15 protein-coding genes are annotated in these 15,956 nt (G+C 67.7%); 12 read left to right on the forward strand and 3 right to left on the reverse strand.

All coding sequences use genetic code 11. The features are described 5' to 3' along the window. Window positions 1-293 precede the first annotated feature (293 nt). The 4 genes from ACV22V_RS03055 (at window position 294) to ACV22V_RS03070 (ending at window position 3,883) form a co-directional block, all read left to right on the forward strand. Window positions 294-1,190, forward strand: coding sequence for an NAD-dependent protein deacetylase (locus tag ACV22V_RS03055; RefSeq protein ID WP_059699897.1), 897 nt, complete (start codon window positions 294-296; stop codon window positions 1,188-1,190). Then, window positions 1,187-1,828, forward strand: coding sequence for a DUF938 domain-containing protein (locus ACV22V_RS03060; protein ID WP_448012949.1), 642 nt, complete (start codon window positions 1,187-1,189; stop codon window positions 1,826-1,828). Before ACV22V_RS03055 ends, ACV22V_RS03060 begins: the two co-directional genes overlap by 4 nt. Window positions 1,829-1,925: 97 nt before the next feature. Continuing rightward, window positions 1,926-3,338 carry an NADP-dependent phosphogluconate dehydrogenase gene (gene gndA / locus ACV22V_RS03065; RefSeq protein WP_059524672.1) on the forward strand — a complete coding sequence of 471 codons (1,413 nt, stop codon included), beginning with the start codon at window positions 1,926-1,928 and terminating at the stop codon, window positions 3,336-3,338. Window positions 3,339-3,538: 200 nt separating this feature from the next. Then, the gene (locus ACV22V_RS03070) at window positions 3,539-3,883 is read left to right on the forward strand and encodes a DUF4148 domain-containing protein (RefSeq protein ID WP_059699901.1); all 345 of its coding nucleotides are present in this window, start codon (window positions 3,539-3,541) and stop codon (window positions 3,881-3,883) included. Window positions 3,884-3,998: 115 nt separating this feature from the next. On the opposite strand, the gene ACV22V_RS03075 is transcribed toward ACV22V_RS03070, so the two are convergent. Then, the gene (locus tag ACV22V_RS03075) at window positions 3,999-4,319 is read right to left on the reverse strand and encodes a hypothetical protein (RefSeq protein ID WP_006760526.1); all 321 of its coding nucleotides are present in this window, start codon (window positions 4,317-4,319) and stop codon (window positions 3,999-4,001) included. A gap of 427 nt (window positions 4,320-4,746) precedes the next feature. Here ACV22V_RS03075 and ACV22V_RS03080 point away from each other — a divergent pair, with 427 nt between their 5' ends. Continuing rightward, on the forward strand, window positions 4,747-5,481 hold the full coding sequence (locus tag ACV22V_RS03080; protein WP_059524678.1) for a peptidoglycan DD-metalloendopeptidase family protein: 735 nt from the start codon (window positions 4,747-4,749) through the stop codon (window positions 5,479-5,481). Between the two features lie 48 nt (window positions 5,482-5,529). Here ACV22V_RS03080 and ACV22V_RS03085 read toward each other — a convergent pair whose 3' ends face one another. Then, complete coding sequence (locus ACV22V_RS03085; RefSeq protein WP_059525630.1) at window positions 5,530-6,168, reverse strand: Pr6Pr family membrane protein; 639 nt, start codon at window positions 6,166-6,168, stop codon at window positions 5,530-5,532. A 234-nt stretch (window positions 6,169-6,402) separates the two neighbouring features. On the opposite strand from ACV22V_RS03085, the gene ACV22V_RS03090 reads away from it, so the two are divergent. The 5 genes from ACV22V_RS03090 (at window position 6,403) to ACV22V_RS03110 (ending at window position 12,049) form a co-directional block, all read left to right on the forward strand. Beyond that, window positions 6,403-6,939, forward strand: coding sequence for a cytochrome b (locus ACV22V_RS03090; protein ID WP_059689650.1), 537 nt, complete (start codon window positions 6,403-6,405; stop codon window positions 6,937-6,939). Between the two features lie 156 nt (window positions 6,940-7,095). Next, a complete protein-coding gene (locus ACV22V_RS03095; RefSeq protein ID WP_059689652.1) occupies window positions 7,096-7,464 on the forward strand; it encodes a DUF2946 domain-containing protein in 369 nt (122 codons plus the stop codon). 83 nt (window positions 7,465-7,547) lie between these two features. Then, window positions 7,548-9,680, forward strand: coding sequence for a TonB-dependent copper receptor (locus ACV22V_RS03100; protein ID WP_448012950.1), 2,133 nt, complete (start codon window positions 7,548-7,550; stop codon window positions 9,678-9,680). A gap of 236 nt (window positions 9,681-9,916) precedes the next feature. Next, on the forward strand, window positions 9,917-11,011 hold the full coding sequence (locus tag ACV22V_RS03105; protein ID WP_059524686.1) for a triacylglycerol lipase: 1,095 nt from the start codon (window positions 9,917-9,919) through the stop codon (window positions 11,009-11,011). 3 nt (window positions 11,012-11,014) lie between these two features. After that, complete coding sequence (locus ACV22V_RS03110; protein WP_448012951.1) at window positions 11,015-12,049, forward strand: lipase secretion chaperone; 1,035 nt, start codon at window positions 11,015-11,017, stop codon at window positions 12,047-12,049. Between the two features lie 9 nt (window positions 12,050-12,058). Here the strand turns inward: ACV22V_RS03110 and pdxR are convergent, their stop codons facing one another. Beyond that, window positions 12,059-13,582 carry a MocR-like pyridoxine biosynthesis transcription factor PdxR gene (gene pdxR / locus ACV22V_RS03115; protein ID WP_448012952.1) on the reverse strand — a complete coding sequence of 508 codons (1,524 nt, stop codon included), beginning with the start codon at window positions 13,580-13,582 and terminating at the stop codon, window positions 12,059-12,061. Window positions 13,583-13,689: 107 nt separating this feature from the next. On the opposite strand from pdxR, the gene ACV22V_RS03120 reads away from it, so the two are divergent. Next, window positions 13,690-14,781 (forward strand): ABC transporter ATP-binding protein, encoded by a 1,092-nt coding sequence (locus ACV22V_RS03120; RefSeq protein WP_059524691.1) that lies wholly within the window; start codon window positions 13,690-13,692, stop codon window positions 14,779-14,781. A 78-nt stretch (window positions 14,782-14,859) separates the two neighbouring features. After that, window positions 14,860-15,906, forward strand: a complete 1,047-nt coding sequence (locus ACV22V_RS03125; RefSeq protein ID WP_059689660.1) for an ABC transporter substrate-binding protein — start codon at window positions 14,860-14,862, stop codon at window positions 15,904-15,906. Window positions 15,907-15,956 lie beyond the last annotated feature (50 nt).

The raw sequence follows: 15,956 nt of genomic DNA on the forward strand, positions 1-15,956 counted from the left end.
TCCCGCACGCGGTGCCGCGCGGCGATCCGCCCGACATCAGGAAATCGAAGGTGTAGTCCAGGGGAAAGGTCCGCCGGCCGCGCCGCGGTGGATCTGACGACATTGTGCTGTCAGTTGATCCACTACCCCGATGGATCAATTGTTGGAGCGCCCATCGCCATGTGGTCGATGGGCGTCTTTTTTTGCCGCGCCGGTGTCGCGCGGATCGCCGGCCCGATCGCGCGGCGTTCTGTATCATGTGCTGGCGCGCTGGCCGCACGGCTTGCCACCGCGCCCGATCACGCGCCGCCAACATGAACGACATCGCCTTGCCCACCCCCTCGTCCGCCAGCATCGATCCGGCCGCGCTCGATGCGCTGCACGCGTTCGTCGAGCGCCATCCGCGGCTGCTCGTGCTGACCGGTGCGGGCATCAGCACGGATTCCGGCATTCCCGGCTATCGCGACCGCAACGGTCAATGGATGCGCTCGCCGCCGATCCAGCTCCACGAATTCCTCGGTTCCGACACCGCGCGCCGCCGCTACTGGGCGCGCAGCATGATCGGCTGGCCCGTGGTGGGCCGTGCGCAGCCGAACCGCTCGCACGTCGCGCTCGCGCGGCTCGGCGGCACCGGCCGGATCGAGCGCCTCGTCACGCAGAACGTCGACGGGCTGCACCAGCGTGCCGGCAGCGGCGACGTGATCGAACTGCACGGCGGCATCAACGGCGTCACATGCCTCGATTGCGGCGCGCATCACGCGCGCGCGACGATCCAGACCTTGCTCGAAACGGACAACCCCGAACTGCTCGGTGCGCAGGCGGAACCCGCCGCCGACGGTGACGCGCACCTCGAATGGGCCGCGCTCGACACGTTCCGCATTCCGGCCTGCCCGGCCTGCGGCGGGTTGCTGAAGCCGGCGGTGGTGTTCTTCGGCGAGAACGTGCCGCGCGAACGCGTCGCGCTGGCGTCGCAGGCGCTCGATGCGGCCGATGCGCTGCTCGTCGTCGGCTCGTCGCTGATGGTGTATTCCGGCTACCGGTTCTGCGTGTGGGCCCAGGCGCAGAACAAGCCCGTTGCCGCGCTGAACCTCGGCCATACGCGCGCCGATCCGATGCTGACGCTGAAGGTCGAGGCGCGTTGCGCGCCCGCGCTCGACGCGCTGAACGCGCGGCTGGGCGTCGCCGGCGATGCGCCGGAGCACGCATCGTGACCGGGCCGACGTCCTCGCCCGATCCGTCCGCGCGGCTGTCGGCGCCGGCGGCCGAGCGCAATCGCGAGCCGATCCTCGAGGTGCTGCGTCGCGTGCTGCCGGCCAGCGGCGACGTGCTCGAGATCGCGAGCGGCACCGGGCAGCATGCGGTCCATTTCGCGCGGGCGCTGCCGGCGCTGCGCTGGCAGCCGAGCGATCCCGACGCGCACGCGCGCCGCTCGATCGCCGCGTGGGTCGCCCATGCCGGCCTCGCGAACCTGGCCGAGCCGCTGGCGTTCGACGTGCGCGACGCATCGTGGCCGGCCGCGGCGTTCGACGCGATCGTCTGCATCAACATGGTCCACATCTCGCCGTGGGCCTGCACCGACGCACTGTTCGCCGGCGCGTCGCGCGTGCTGCGTCCGGGCGGCGTGCTGTTCCTGTACGGCCCGTATCGTCGCGAAGGCCGGCACACCGCGCCGTCCAACGAAGCGTTCGACCAGCAGTTGCGCAGCCGCGACCCGTCGTGGGGCGTGCGCGATCTCGAGGCGGTCGTCGCGGTCGGCCTCGACCGCGGGCTCGACTGCATCGAGGTCGTCGAGATGCCGGCGAACAATCTGAGCGTCGTGTTCCGGCGTCTGCCGCACGCGGAGCAATGACACGCAAGCGCGCATCGCAGCCGGGTTTCCACTATCCTTTCGCCTGTGCGCGCGGCCCGGTTCGGGTCGCGCCCTGTTTTTTCCGGAGAATTGACTAATGGGCAAACAAGCAATCGGTGTGATCGGGCTCGCGGTGATGGGCCGCAATCTCGCACTCAATATCGAGAGCCGCGGTTACGCGGTGTCGGTGTACAACCGCAGCCGCGAGAAAACCGACGAACTGATCGCCGAATTCCCCGGCCGTAATCTGGTACCGACCTATACGCTCGAAGAGTTCGTCGCGTCGCTCGAAACGCCGCGCCGGATCCTGATGATGGTGAAGGCCGGCGAAGCGACCGATGCGACGATCGCATCGCTCAAGCCGCTGCTCGAGAAGGGCGACGTGCTGATCGACGGCGGGAATACGCATTTCACGGACACGATCCGCCGCAACCAGGAACTCGCGCAATCGGGCCTGCATTTCATCGGCACCGGCGTGTCGGGCGGCGAAGAGGGCGCGCTGCGCGGCCCGTCGATCATGCCCGGCGGCCAGCGCGACGCGTACGACCTGGTCGAGCCGATCCTCAAGCAGATCGCCGCGAAGGCGCCGTCGGACGGCGAGCCGTGTGTCGCATACATGGGGCCGGACGGTGCGGGCCACTACGTGAAGATGGTCCACAACGGCATCGAATACGGCGACATGCAGCTGATCGCCGAAAGCTACGCCGTGCTGAAGGACGTCGCGGGCCTGACCAACGACGAACTCGGCGCGGTGTACACCGAGTGGAACCAGGGCGAGCTCGACAGCTACCTGATCGAGATCACGTCGAAGATCTTCGGCAAGAAGGACGAAGAAACCGGCAAGCACCTCGTCGACGTGATCCTCGATCGCGCTGCGCAGAAGGGCACCGGCAAGTGGACGAGCCAGAACGCGCTGGATCTGGGTGTGCCGCTGCCGCTGATCACCGAGTCGGTGTTCGCGCGCGTGCTGTCGTCGCTGAAGACCGAGCGCGTCGCGGCCAGCAAGATCCTGTCGGGCCCGGCCGCCGCGCCGTTCGACGGCGATCGCGCCGCGTTCGTCGAAGCGGTGCGCCGCGCGCTGTACCTGAGCAAGGTGATCTCGTACGCGCAGGGCTTCGCGCAACTGCGCACGGCGTCCGAAGAGTATGGCTGGAACCTCGATCTCGGGACGATCGCGAAGATCTTCCGCGCGGGCTGCATCATCCGCGCGCGCTTCCTGCAGAAGATCACGGACGCGTACGCGAAGGATCCCGCGCTCGCGAACCTGCTGCTCGACCCGTACTTCAAGGACATCGCCGCGAATTACCAGACGGCGCTGCGCGACGTCGTGGTGGCCGCGGTGAAGGCAGGCGTGCCGGTGCCGGCGTTCGCGTCGGCGGTCGCGTACTTCGACAGCTACCGTTCCGAGCGGCTGCCGGCGAACCTTGTGCAGGCGCAGCGCGACTTCTTCGGCGCGCATACGTTCGAGCGTACCGACAAGCCGGGCAGCTTCCACGCGAACTGGTCGTAACCGGCGGGCGAGGATGGCATTGTTGCGAAATTCTATTCTTTGAGTAGGGTTTTTCGTTCCCGGATGCCGGAATTGTTGGCTTCGAGGAAACAGTGTTTTCGTTCTTTCATGGTTTTCCCTAGGTGATCTCGGGACTAAACTTTGTTCCATCGCTGCAGACATGGTGTGTGCGGCGGAGCAAAAAAATCCCGGAGGTAATCATGAAATCGCTGATCGCAACGTTCGCTGCTGCTGCTGTCCTCGCCGTTCCCGCCGTCTCGTTCGCCCAACAGAACGCCCCCGTCACCCGTGCGCAGGTGAAGGCCGAACTGGCCCAGCTGCAACAGGCCGGCTACAAGCTGGGCAGCGACCGTACCGACTACCCGGCAGGCATCCAGGCAGCCGAAGCCCGCGTGAACCCGCAACAAAACGTGGCCGCTGCCGATACGAGCGGCTATGGTGCGCAACCGGCCGCCCAGCAGGAATCGGGCGCTCCGGCGGCCGCCAAGACCGGCTGGCAGGTCAAGCGCGTGTCGGATGGCGCACCGGTCTACAAGGGTCGTTAATCGGCATCGATCGCCGGGCCGCATGTGCGGCTTGATATGACCCCACGCAGTATCCGCAGCCCGTCGTTCCGCATCACGGAACGACGGGCTGTTTTCATTGGGGGCGCCCGCCGTGTCAATGCAGCGGCCGCGGCCCGCGGCCGATGTCCCGGAACAGCGCGTCGGCCGGTTCCAGCGCCTGCAGCCAGGCCTCGTCGTAGCCGCTCAGCGTGTCGAGCGCGTCGCGCAGCCGCTCGATCGCAAGTACCGGCAGCTCGACGCTGTGCCGCGTGGCGCCGCTCAGGTGTGCGACGCTCGCCAGCTGGACGAGTGCGTCCGCCGCTTCGGCGACGTCCGTCGCGAACAGCAGGTGCCGGTTGAGCAATTCGACGAGGCCGCTGGAACCGGCGAAATCCTCGGCGTTGAGCTGCACGGACAGAAACGTCGCATTGTTCATGGTTTTTCTCCTCGTTATCGCGGGGTCGTGCGGTGCACCTCCGAGTATAGGAGGCGGCCGGAGGCGGGGTGGAGGTTGTGGGCGAGACACGGCCGTCGGTTGCGGAACGGCGGCCTGACGCCGCTTCGGACGCCCTGCGGGATGCGGCTCGCGGCCCGCCGACACGTGTCTGCGAGACCGCAAGATTGTTGCCGGATCGGGCGCCTGTCGCGGTCCTGACCACGACAGATGGTATCTTTGACGGCCGGGACAACGCGAAAATGGCGCGAAAAAGGGGCCGGTGAGCCCGTTCGCGCCGACGTCCCGCTGTGGAAACTGACGGCCGCGAGAGCGGTCGGATACTGGTTGGTCCGGCCTCTGGCCGGACATCGTGCGTCGCACGCCGGAGGGCGGTGGGCGGCGCAACGACGCAAATCCGGGAGGACCCTTGAGAAAAACGATTCCGATCCACGATGCGCTGGCGCGCTGGTTGCCGCAGGCGGCGCTCGTCGCCGCGGCTGCCGCGCTGACGGGCTGTACGATGACGCCGTGGACCGACAGCTGGCAGCCGGTACGACCGTCGACGCCGGCGTCGGTCGCCACGCCGGGCGTGATCGCCGGCTATTACCGCGTGAACCCGGGCGATACGCTTGCCGGCGTCGCCGCCGCCTACGGGCAGCGCGTGCAGGACGTGGCCAGCTGGAACCACATGTCGCCGAATGACGCCGTATCGCCCGGCCAGGTGCTGCGCGTCGCGCCGCCGCCTGCCGCGACCTCGCTCGGGCAGGCGCCCGCCGCGGCCGCGCAACCGGGCTCGCTGGCCTGGCCGGCCACGGGCATGGTCGCCGCGCCATTCCTGGCCGGCAAGACGCGCGGCATCGTGATCGCCGCGACCGGGCCCGACCGTTCGGTGCGGGCGGCGGCAAACGGGCGCGTGGTCTACGCCGGGTCCGGCGTCAAGGCATACGGCCCGCTGGTGATCCTGAAGCACGACAACGGCCTCATCACGGCCTACGGGCACAACGGCAAGCTGCTCGTCAACGAAGGCGACGCGGTGCGCGCGGGCCAGCCGGTCGCCGAGATGGGCACCGACGCGAGCGGTCGCGCGACGTTCGACTTCGAAGTCCGGCAGAACGGCAAGGTCGTCGATCCGATGAACTTCCTGCCGCGCAACGGCGGCTGACGCGCTGCGTCACGGCGTGTGCGCCGCGCGGCGCACACGTTCCCGTCTTCACCCTTCCTTGAGCTCCGCGGTGCCGGACTGCCTCGCATGATTGCCGAGCCAGCGAATGCCCAGCGCGAGTCCCGCCGCGCCGAGCGCGATGAGCGAACACTGGATCGCGACCGGCACGTACCCGTGCGGTCGCGGATCGACGAACGGATAGGGATACCAGTTCTCCAGCGCGCCGCGCACGAGCGTATAGCCGAGATAGACGACCGGAAAGCCGAGCCACGCGAGCGCGCTGCGCCACGCGATCGGCGAGCGCGGTTCCACGTACAGCCAGTCGCACAGCACCACGAGCGGCACGATCCGGTGCAGGACCCAGTTGTTGAGGGCCGGCGTGACGTGGCGCAACGCATCGAGCCGCGCGAGCAGCAGTTCGTAGACGATCGCGGTGATCAGCACGTAGAGCACGGCGGCGCCGCGCATCGATTCGTAGCGCGCCGAGCCGGGACGCGTGACACGCGACAGCCCCACGACCAGCATGGCCGCGGCATAGAGGCTGCTCAGTTGCGTGAAGTAGCTGAAGTAGTTGCCGAGATGGAAGGCAGGCATGCCCCAGTAGCCGGCGACGCTGTGCAGCGTGGTCGACACCGCGAGCAACGCGGCGATCAGCCGGTAGGCCGCAACGAAGAACGCTTTGCTCATGATGCCCGCGCAACGTCGCACCAAAGCTTCATCGTGCCACAGCCGCTGGCGCGCGCGATTCGGACTTTCCATATGGCGGGCCAGTGGACGGGCCGAGCGAATTCCTCGGATATTTGATCCGGCCGGACAACGCCGGTCGCGCGTGAGGCTACAATCGGGGCAGCCGCCGGGGGCTGCCGTCAACCGCGGCATGTGGCGGCCCCGCATACCACACGAGAAATTACGAGACACAGCATGAAAAACATCCTCGCGAAACAGACGCGTTACAGCTCACCCGCGATCTTCTTCCACTGGGCCATCTTCCTGCTGGTGGCACTGGCCTACCTGGCCATCGAGATTCGCGGCCCGAAAGGCAGCGACAGTCGCGTGTTCTGGATGAACGTGCACTTGCTGGCCGGTACCTTCGTGCTCGTGCTGTCGGTGCTGCGCGTGCTGTGGCGCATGATCAGCCGCGTGCCGGACGCCATTCCGCAGACGACGCTGCTCAAGTGGCTGTCGAAGCTCGCGCATTTCGCGCTGTATGTATTCATCATCGCGCAGCCGCTGCTCGGCATCATGCTGATCAACATGGGCGGCAAGCCCGTGTCGCTCGACTGGATCGGCGTGTCGTTCACGCTGTTCGGACCGGACAAGGCGCTGCGGCCGACGATCAAGGAAGCGCACGAACTGATCGGTAACGCGTTCTACTTCGTGATCGGCCTGCATGCGCTGGCCGCGCTTTATCATCACTTCATCCGGCGCGACGACGTGCTGCGACGCATGGCACCGTGATGGCCGCGCGCTGAAGCCGCGCAGCAGCCGGGGGCGCATGGTTGTATCGACAACCATGCGCCCCCGGTCCGTTTACCGCGATGCGCGACTGGCCATCGCGGCGAACATTCTGTAACATCTCGGCTGCTTTTACATTCCGCTTACGCATCGCCGCGCATGCTGCACCGACATCGTCACCTGACCGCCTGGCTCGGCGTGTTCGCGATCTGGCTCGCGATCGCGGCGCCGCTGGTGTCGCAGTGGCGCATCGCGCAGGCGGCCACTCCTGACTCAATCGTCTGCAGTGCAGAGCATGGCGCACACCGCGCGCCCGATGCGGGCCGCGCGCACGACCATGCACTGCATCTCGATGCGTGCGGCTATTGCGGCTTCTTCGCGCACAGTCCCGCGATCGGCGGCGCGGCCGCCGCATCGTTCGCCTTCGTCCCCCCTGATGCCGTTTCCGCCGCCGCGCCGCATGCGGTCGCGGCACGCGCCGACCGCTATCCGCGCGCGTACCCACGCGCACCGCCCGAGCGCGCCTGACGCGCTGTCTTCCGTTCCATTCATCGCCGATATCCGTGCGGTCCGTCGAGGCCGCGTGGAGGGCGTCACTCGGGCTTTCGATCATGACCATTCTTTCCTTGCGCGCGCCGAGGGCGGCGCGCCATTCCCGTGCGCGGCGCGTGCCGCGCATGCTGAAACTCACCGTTCCCGCGCTGGCCGTCGGCGCGATGACCGCCGCCGCGGCCGCGACCGAATCCGCGCAGGCCGCCGGTGCGCCGACGGACGACGCGGCCGTGCTGCTGCCGCCCGTCGAAGTCGTGGCGTCGCCGTTGACGACGCCGCTCGTCGTCGTCACGGATCCGAAGACGCCGCGCCAGCCGCTGCCGGCGAGCGACGGTGCGGACTACCTGAAGACGATTCCCGGCTTCACGTCGATCCGTAGCGGCGGGACCAACGGCGACCCCGTGCTGCGCGGGATGTTCGGGTCGCGGTTGAACATCCTCGCGAACGGGATGCCGACGCTCGGCGCGTGCCCGAACCGGATGGATGCGCCGACCTCGTATATCGCGCCGGAAAGCTATGACAAGGTCACCGTCGTGAAGGGCCCGCAGACGGTGCTGTACGGCCCCGGCGCATCGGCCGGCACCGTGCTGTTCGAACGCGTGACGCCGCGCTTCGAGCGCCCCGGCATGCGCTTCGACGGCAGCGTGGTCGGCGGATCGTTCGGCCGCAACGATCAGAACGTCGACGTGACGGCCGGCACGCCGGACGTCTACGGCCGCGTGATCGCGAACCATGCGCATGCGCAGGACTACGAGGACGGCAACGGCAACACCGTGCCGTCGCAATGGGACAAGTGGAACGCGGACGCGGCGCTGGGCTGGACGCCCGACGATCACACGCGCGTCGAACTGACGGCGGGCACCGGTGACGGTTATGCGCGCTACGCGGGGCGCGGGATGGACGGCGCGCATTTCCGTCGCGAGACGTTCGGCCTGTCGTTCGACAAGCGGCATCTCGGCGACGTGCTCGACCGGATCGAAGCGCGCGTGTACTACAACGAAGCCGACCACGTGATGGACAACTACACGCTGCGGCAACCCGACCCGACCAGCAGCATGCCGATGCGAATGGCATCCGAGGTGCGGCGCCGCACGCTTGGTGCGCGGGCGGCCGCGACGTTCCGATTCGGCGACGACTTCAAGCTCGTGACCGGCGTCGATGCGCAGTCGAACCGGCTCGATTCGCGCTCGGCGATGGGGCGACAGAACTACGGCGACCAGCCGTGGGATGCGCAGGCGACGATGTGGAATGCCGGCGCGTTCGGCGAGCTGACGTGGTATGCGAGCGATGCGTCGCGCGTGATCGGCGGCGCGCGGGTCGACTACGCGAGCGCGCGCGACAAGCGTGCGACGACGCGCGGGATGATGTCGAGCAAGCCGAACCCGACCTTCGACGACGATCGCGCGCGCGTGCTGCCGAGCGGTTTCGTGCGGTACGAGCGCGATCTCGCCGCGCTGCCGGTCACGTGGTACGCGGGGATCGGTCACGCGGAACGCTATCCGGACTACTGGGAGCTGTTCTCCGCGAAGCGCGGGCCGGCCGGTTCGATCAACGCGTTCTCGGCGGTGCAGCCGGAGAAGACCACGCAGCTCGACATCGGTGCGCAGTACAAGAGCGACCGGTTCGATGCGTGGGTGTCGGCCTACGCAGGATATGTGCAGGACTACATCCTGTTCAACTACGCGACCGGGATGATGGGGCCGACCACGCAGGCGACCAACGTCAACGCGCAGATCATGGGCGGCGAAGCCGGCGTGTCGTGGCGGCCGGTCGCACCGCTGCGCGTCGAGACGTCGCTCGCGTATGCGTGGGGGCGCAACGCGACGAGCGGCGATCCGCTGCCGCAGATGCCGCCGCTCGAGGCCCGCTTCGGGCTCGAATACACGCGCGGCGCATGGTCGGCCGGCGGCCTGTGGCGGGTCGTTGCGCCGCAGCATCGCTATGCCGTGAACGAAGGCAACGTGGTCGGCAAGGACTTCGGTCCGAGCGCCGGCTTTGGCGTGCTGTCGTTGCATGCGCAGTACAACGTCAGCAAGAAGGTGCAGATCTCGGTGGGCATCGACAACGTACTGAACAAGGCCTACACCGAGCATCTGAACCTCGCCGGCAATGCGGGCTTCGGCTATCCGGCGAACGCGCCGGTGATGGAGCCGGGGCGCACGGCATGGGTGCGTGTGAGCGCGAAGCTGTAACGCGCGGCGCGCGTGTGCGATGCAGCATGCGCACGCGTGAACGCAGCCCCGCCCGAATGGGCGGGGCGCGTCAACCGATTAGAGAACCGTATCTAGTCAGGGCGCAAACGTTCGCGACTCGTGATTCACTCCTGTACTCGACGCACACGTTGCCCGCGACCGTCCCGTTCGCGACCCGCCGTGCGCGTCGATCCGATCTCATTCGCACCGGCAGCACAATAATCAGGAGAACATACATGGCCAGATCGATGCGTTCCAGGGTGGTGGCAGGGGCAGTGGCTTGCGCGATGAGCGTCGCGCCGTTCGCGGGGACGACCGCGCTGATGACGCTCGCGACGACGCACGCGGCGATGGCGGCAACCGCGCCGGCGGACGACTACGCGGCGACGCGTTATCCGATCATCCTCGTGCACGGGCTCACCGGCACCGACAAGTACGCGGGCGTGCTCGAGTACTGGTACGGCATCCAGGAGGACCTGCAGCAGCATGGCGCGACCGTCTACGTCGCGAACCTGTCGGGGTTCCAGAGCGACGACGGGCCGAACGGGCGCGGCGAACAACTGCTCGCTTACGTAAAGACGGTGCTCGCGGCGACCGGTGCGACCAAGGTGAACCTGGTCGGTCACAGCCAGGGCGGCCTCACGTCGCGCTACGTCGCGGCCGTCGCGCCCGATCTCGTCGCGTCGGTGACGACGATCGGCACGCCGCATCGCGGCTCGGAGTTCGCCGACTTCGTGCAGGGCGTGCTTGCCTACGATCCGACCGGATTGTCGTCGTCGGTGATCGCGGCGTTCGCCAATGTGTTCGGTATCCTGACGAGCAGCAGCAACAACGCCAACCAGGACGCGCTCGCCTCACTGAAGACGCTGACGACTTCCCAGGCCGCCACGTACAACCAGAATTACCCGAGCGCGGGCCTCGGCGCGCCGGGCAGCTGCCAGACGGGTGCGCCGACGGAAACCGTCGGTGGCAATACGCACCTGCTGTATTCGTGGGCCGGCACGGCGATCCAGCCGACCGTCTCCGCGTTCGGCGTGACGGGCGCGACGGACACCAGCACGATTCCGTTGATCGACCCGGCGAACGCGCTGGACCTGTCGACGCTTGCGTTGTTCGGCACGGGCACGGTGATGATCAATCGCGCCTCGGGCCAGAACGACGGGCTCGTGTCGAAGTGCAGTGCGCTTTACGGGAAGGTGCTGAGCACGAGCTACAAGTGGAACCATCTCGACGAGATCAACCAGTTGCTCGGCGTACGCGGCGCGAATGCGGAAGATCCGGTCGCGGTGATCCGCACGCATGCGAACCGGCTGAAGCTCGCGGGCGCATGATCGATGACGGCACGTGAAGGACGCGCGCCGCTGGCGCGGTGCGTAGCGGTCTATGGCGCGATGGGGCTGGTGGCGATCGCCGGCGTCGCGATCTGGAGCGGCACGGCATCGCATCGCGGCGCCGACGCGACGCATGCGGCGGCCGATGCGGCAGTGCTCGGCGGTACGCGCGCCGCACCGCCGCAGGCCGCATTGCCCGCGAGCGCGGGCCTGCCGCCGCCGCTCGCCGGTTCCAATGCGCCGAGGCTGCCGCTCGATGCCGGCGGCCATCTCGCGAAGTCGCGCGCGGTGCGCGATTTCTTCGACTACTGCCTGACCGCGCGCAGCGACCTGAACGCGGCCGCGCTCGACGCACTCGTCGTGCGCGAGATCGCCGCACAGCTCGACGGCACGGCGGCGCAACCCGAGGCGCTCGACGTCTGGCATCGTTATCGCGCGTATCTCGACGCGCTGGCGAAGCTGCCGGAGGCGGGCGCGGTCGACAAGTCCGATCTCGGTGCGCTGCAGCTCGCGCTCGATCAGCGTGCGTCGATCGCGTCGCGCGCGCTCGGCGACTGGAGCCAGCCGTTCTTCGGCTCGGAGCAGTGGCGGCAGCGATACGATCTCGCGCGGCTGAAGATTGCGCAGGACCGCACGCTGACGGATGCACAGAAGGCGGAGCGGCTCGCAGCGCTCGCGCAGCAGATGCCCGCCGACGAACGCGCGGCACGGCAGAAGGCCGACCGGCAGCAGGCCGCGATCGAGCAGATCGCGCAGTTGCAGAAGAGCGGGGCGACGCCGGACGCAATGCGCGCGCAATTGACGCAGACACTTGGCCCGGAAGCCGCCGCGCGCGTCGCGCAGATGCAGGAGGACGACGCATCGTGGCAGAGCCGCTACGCCGACTATGCGGCGCAGCGCGCGCAGATCGGCACGGCCGGATTGTCGCCGCAGGATCGCGACGCGCAGATCGCCGCGCTGCGGCAGCGCATGTTCACGAAGCCCGGCGAAGCGATGCGCGCGGCGTCGCTCGACCGCGGCGCGGCCGCCGCGCAGTGACGCACACGGTCATGCCGCGCGCGTGACGTGCCGCGGCAGATGCTGTTCGATGGTTGCCGCGAGCGTATCGAACGCGGGGCCGATGCCTTCGTGCGCGACGCACGCATAGCCGAGCAGCAGTCCGCGCCGCGCTGTGTCCAGGCTGCTGTAGTAGCTGGTCAGCGGACGCACGATCACACCTGCGTCGAATGCGCTTTGCGTGACCGCGCGATCGTCGCACGTGTCGGGCAGGCCGAGCACCAGATGCAGGCCGGCCTCGTCGCCCATCACGGGCAGCGCGTCGCCGAAGCGCGCATGGATCGCATCGATCAGCAATTGCCGGCGCTCGCCGTACAGCGTGCGCATTCGCCTGACGTGTGAAGTCAGGTGCCCGTCCATGATGAATTCGGCGAGCACGGCCTGCTGCATCAGCTGGCCCTCGCGATACAGTTCCGACAACCCGGTGCGGAACGTGTCGACAAGATGCTCCGGCACGACCATGTAGCCCATCCGCAGGCCCGGGAACAGCATCTTGCCGAGGCTGCCGACGTAGATCACGCGGCCGCCGTCGTCGAGGCCCTGCAGCGACGCGAGCGGGCGGCTGCCGTAGCGGAATTCGCTGTCGTAGTCGTCCTCGATGATCCAGCAGCGGTGCTGGCGCGCGTACTCGAGCAGCATCCGGCGCCGTGCGAGACTCATCACCATACCGAGCGGATACTGGTGCGACGGCGTGACGAGCACGAGCCGCGGCGGATGCTGCATGTCGCTCGCGCTCGGATCGATGCCTTCCTGGTCGACCGGCACCGGCGTGAGCGCGAGGCCGGTCGCCTGCAGCACGCTGCGCACACCCCAGTAGCACGGCTCCTCGACCCACGCGCGATCGCCGATGTCGGACAGCAACCGCACCGCAAGGTCGATCGACTGGTGAATGCCGGTCGTGATGATCACCTGGTCCGGCGAGCATTTGACCGAGCGCGCGACGCGCAGGTAGTCGGCGAGCGCACGGCGCAGCGGCCGGTAGCCGCCGCCCGGCGAATAGGTCAGCAATTCGGGATTCGCTTCTTTCCACAGGCGTGCCTGCAGGCGGCTCCATGTCCGGCTCGGGAATTCCGACACATCCGGCACGCCCGGCATGAACGCGCCCCACTGGCGCCGCGACACGCCCGCATGCTCGATCAACTGCCGTCCGCGCATCGACAGGTCGCCTTGTGCGTCCTGCTGCGCCGCCGCACCGGCGTCGGACGGCGGCGGCGCGGCGCCCGGCACGCGGATCGCGGCCGCGTCCGGGCGCGTGTCGGCCACATAGGTGCCGCTCCCGGTCGTCGTCAGCACATAGCCTTCGGCCGTCAACTGGTCGTACACGTGCAGCACGGTATTGCGCGCGATCGACAGGTCTGCCGCGAGGGTGCGCGAACTGGGCAGCTTCGTCCCTGGCCCTAATTCCCCGGTAAGAATCGCTTGCTGCATCAGTTGCAGCAACTGCCGATACATCGGCTCGGACGAGCTGCGGTCGAGACGGGCGGAGAGCCAGTCGGCCAGGATCACGGTATCCAAAGTGGTCCTACTAGGAATATTGAAATGGTTCCCTATTGTAGAACCGTACGCACCGTATAGTGGGTTCATCTCAAAAACGTTTGTCGCGCAGCAAGGGGACAGCCACGATGAAGTCCGATGATGTGATCGTCAGCTTTCGCGGCGTGCGGAAGACCTACGACGGCGAGACGCTGGTCGTCAAATCGCTCGACCTCGACATCCACCGAGGGGAATTCCTGACGCTGCTCGGGCCGTCCGGCTCGGGCAAGACCACCTGCCTGATGATGCTGGCGGGCTTCGAGTTTCCGACGGGCGGCGAGATCCGCCTCGACGGCGAACTGCTGAACACCGTGCCGCCGCACAAGCGCAACATCGGCATGGTGTTCCAGAACTACGCGCTGTTTCCGCACCTGACGGTCGAGCAGAACGTCGCGTATCCGCTGTCGGTGCGCAAGCTGCCGCCGGCCGAGCGCGCGGAGCGCGTCGCGCATGCGCTGAAGATGGTGCAGATGGAGCGTTTCGCGAAACGCTATCCAGCGCAGTTGTCGGGCGGCCAGCAGCAGCGCATCGCGCTCGCGCGGGCGCTCGTGTTCGAGCCCAAGCTCGTGCTGATGGACGAGCCGCTCGGCGCGCTCGACAAGCAGTTGCGCGAACACATGCAGTACGAACTGAAGGCGCTGCACGAGAAGCTCGGCGTGACTTTCGTCTACGTGACGCACGACCAGGGCGAGGCGCTGACGATGTCCGATCGCGTCGCGGTGTTCGACAAGGGCATCGTGCAGCAGCTCGATACCGTCGACCGCCTGTACGAATCGCCGTGCAACGAATTCGTCGCGAACTTCATCGGCGACAGCAACCGGCTGCGCGGCACCATCGCGCGCGTTGACGGCGAATTCTGCGAATTCCGCCTCGACGACGGCACGCAGCTCGTCGGTCGCCGCATCGGCGACGCGGCCGAAGGCGCGCCGGCCGTCGCATGCATCCGGCCCGAACGCATGAGCCTCGCGAACGGCCACGCGAACGGCACCGCCAACCGCGTGACCGGCGAGGCGCGCAGTCTCATCTATTTCGGCGATCACGTGCGCATGCGCTGCGCGCTGCCGGGCCAGGACGAATGCTTCGTGAAGGTGCCGCTCGGCACGGGCGCGCTCGACGCGTTCTCGCCCGGCGCGCCGGTATCGCTCGCATTCGCGCCCGAGCATCTGCGCGTATTCGCCTGACGCAGGGTTTTCCCGCTTTATCGCAGCACGTCGTCAACAACAACTGCCCACTTCCACCACGAGAGGAGAGGAACCATCATGAACGGAGCAAGCACTACCGCGCGTCGCACCGCGCTCGCACTGGCGCTCGCCGTCGTCGGCGCATCGGCCACGGCGGCCGAACTCACGGTCGTCAACTTCGGCGGCGCGAACGGCGACGCACAGAAGGCCGCATTCAACCAGCCGTTCGAGAAGGCGACCGGCAACAAGGTCACGGCCGTCGAGTACAACGGCGAGCAGGCGAAAGTGAAGGCGATGGTCGAGGCGAAGCACGTCAACTGGGACGTGGTCGAAGTCGAATCGGGCGACCTGAACCGCGGCTGCGACGAAGGGCTGTACGAAAAGCTCGACTGGTCGAAGATCGCGAAGAAGTCCGACCTGATTCCCGAATCGCCGCAGGTGTGCGGCGTCGGCTTCTTCGTGTGGTCGACCGCGCTGTCGTACAACGCGGACAAGCTGAAGACCGCGCCGACCGGCTGGGCCGATTTCTGGAACGTGAAGAAATTCCCGGGCAAGCGCGGCATGCGCAAGGGCGCGCGCTACAACCTCGAGTTCGCGCTGATGGCCGACGGCGTCGCGACGAAGGACGTGTACAAGGTGCTCGGCACGAAGGCCGGCCAGGACCGCGCGTTCAAGAAGCTCGACGAGCTGAAGCCGTACATCCAGTGGTGGGAAGCGGGCGCGCAGCCGCCGCAGTTCCTGGTGGCCGGCGACGTCGTGATGTCGACCGCGTACAACGGCCGTATCGATGCCGCGCAGAAGGAAGGCAAGAACCTGAAGGTCGTGTGGAACGGCAGCATCTACGACCTCGACTACTGGGCGATTCCGAAGGGCTCGCCGAACAAGGCGCTGGCCGAGCAGTACATCGCGTACACGCTGACGCCGAAGCCGCAGCAAGGGTATGCGCAGCACATCGCGTACGGCCCGACGAACATCGCGGCGATCAAGTCGCTCGACGCGAAGACGCTCGCGAACCTGCCGAACTCGCCGGCCAACGGCAAGAACGCGGTGCTGGAGGACATCGGCTTCTGGACCGACCACAGCGACGAGCTCGAGCAGCGCTTCGCCGCGTGGGCGACGAAGTAACCGCTACTCAGGTGTCCTGATGCAACCTGCCGCGCGGCGCATCGACTGCG

The sequence above is a fragment of the Burkholderia sp. AW33-5 genome, from assembly GCF_053427615.1.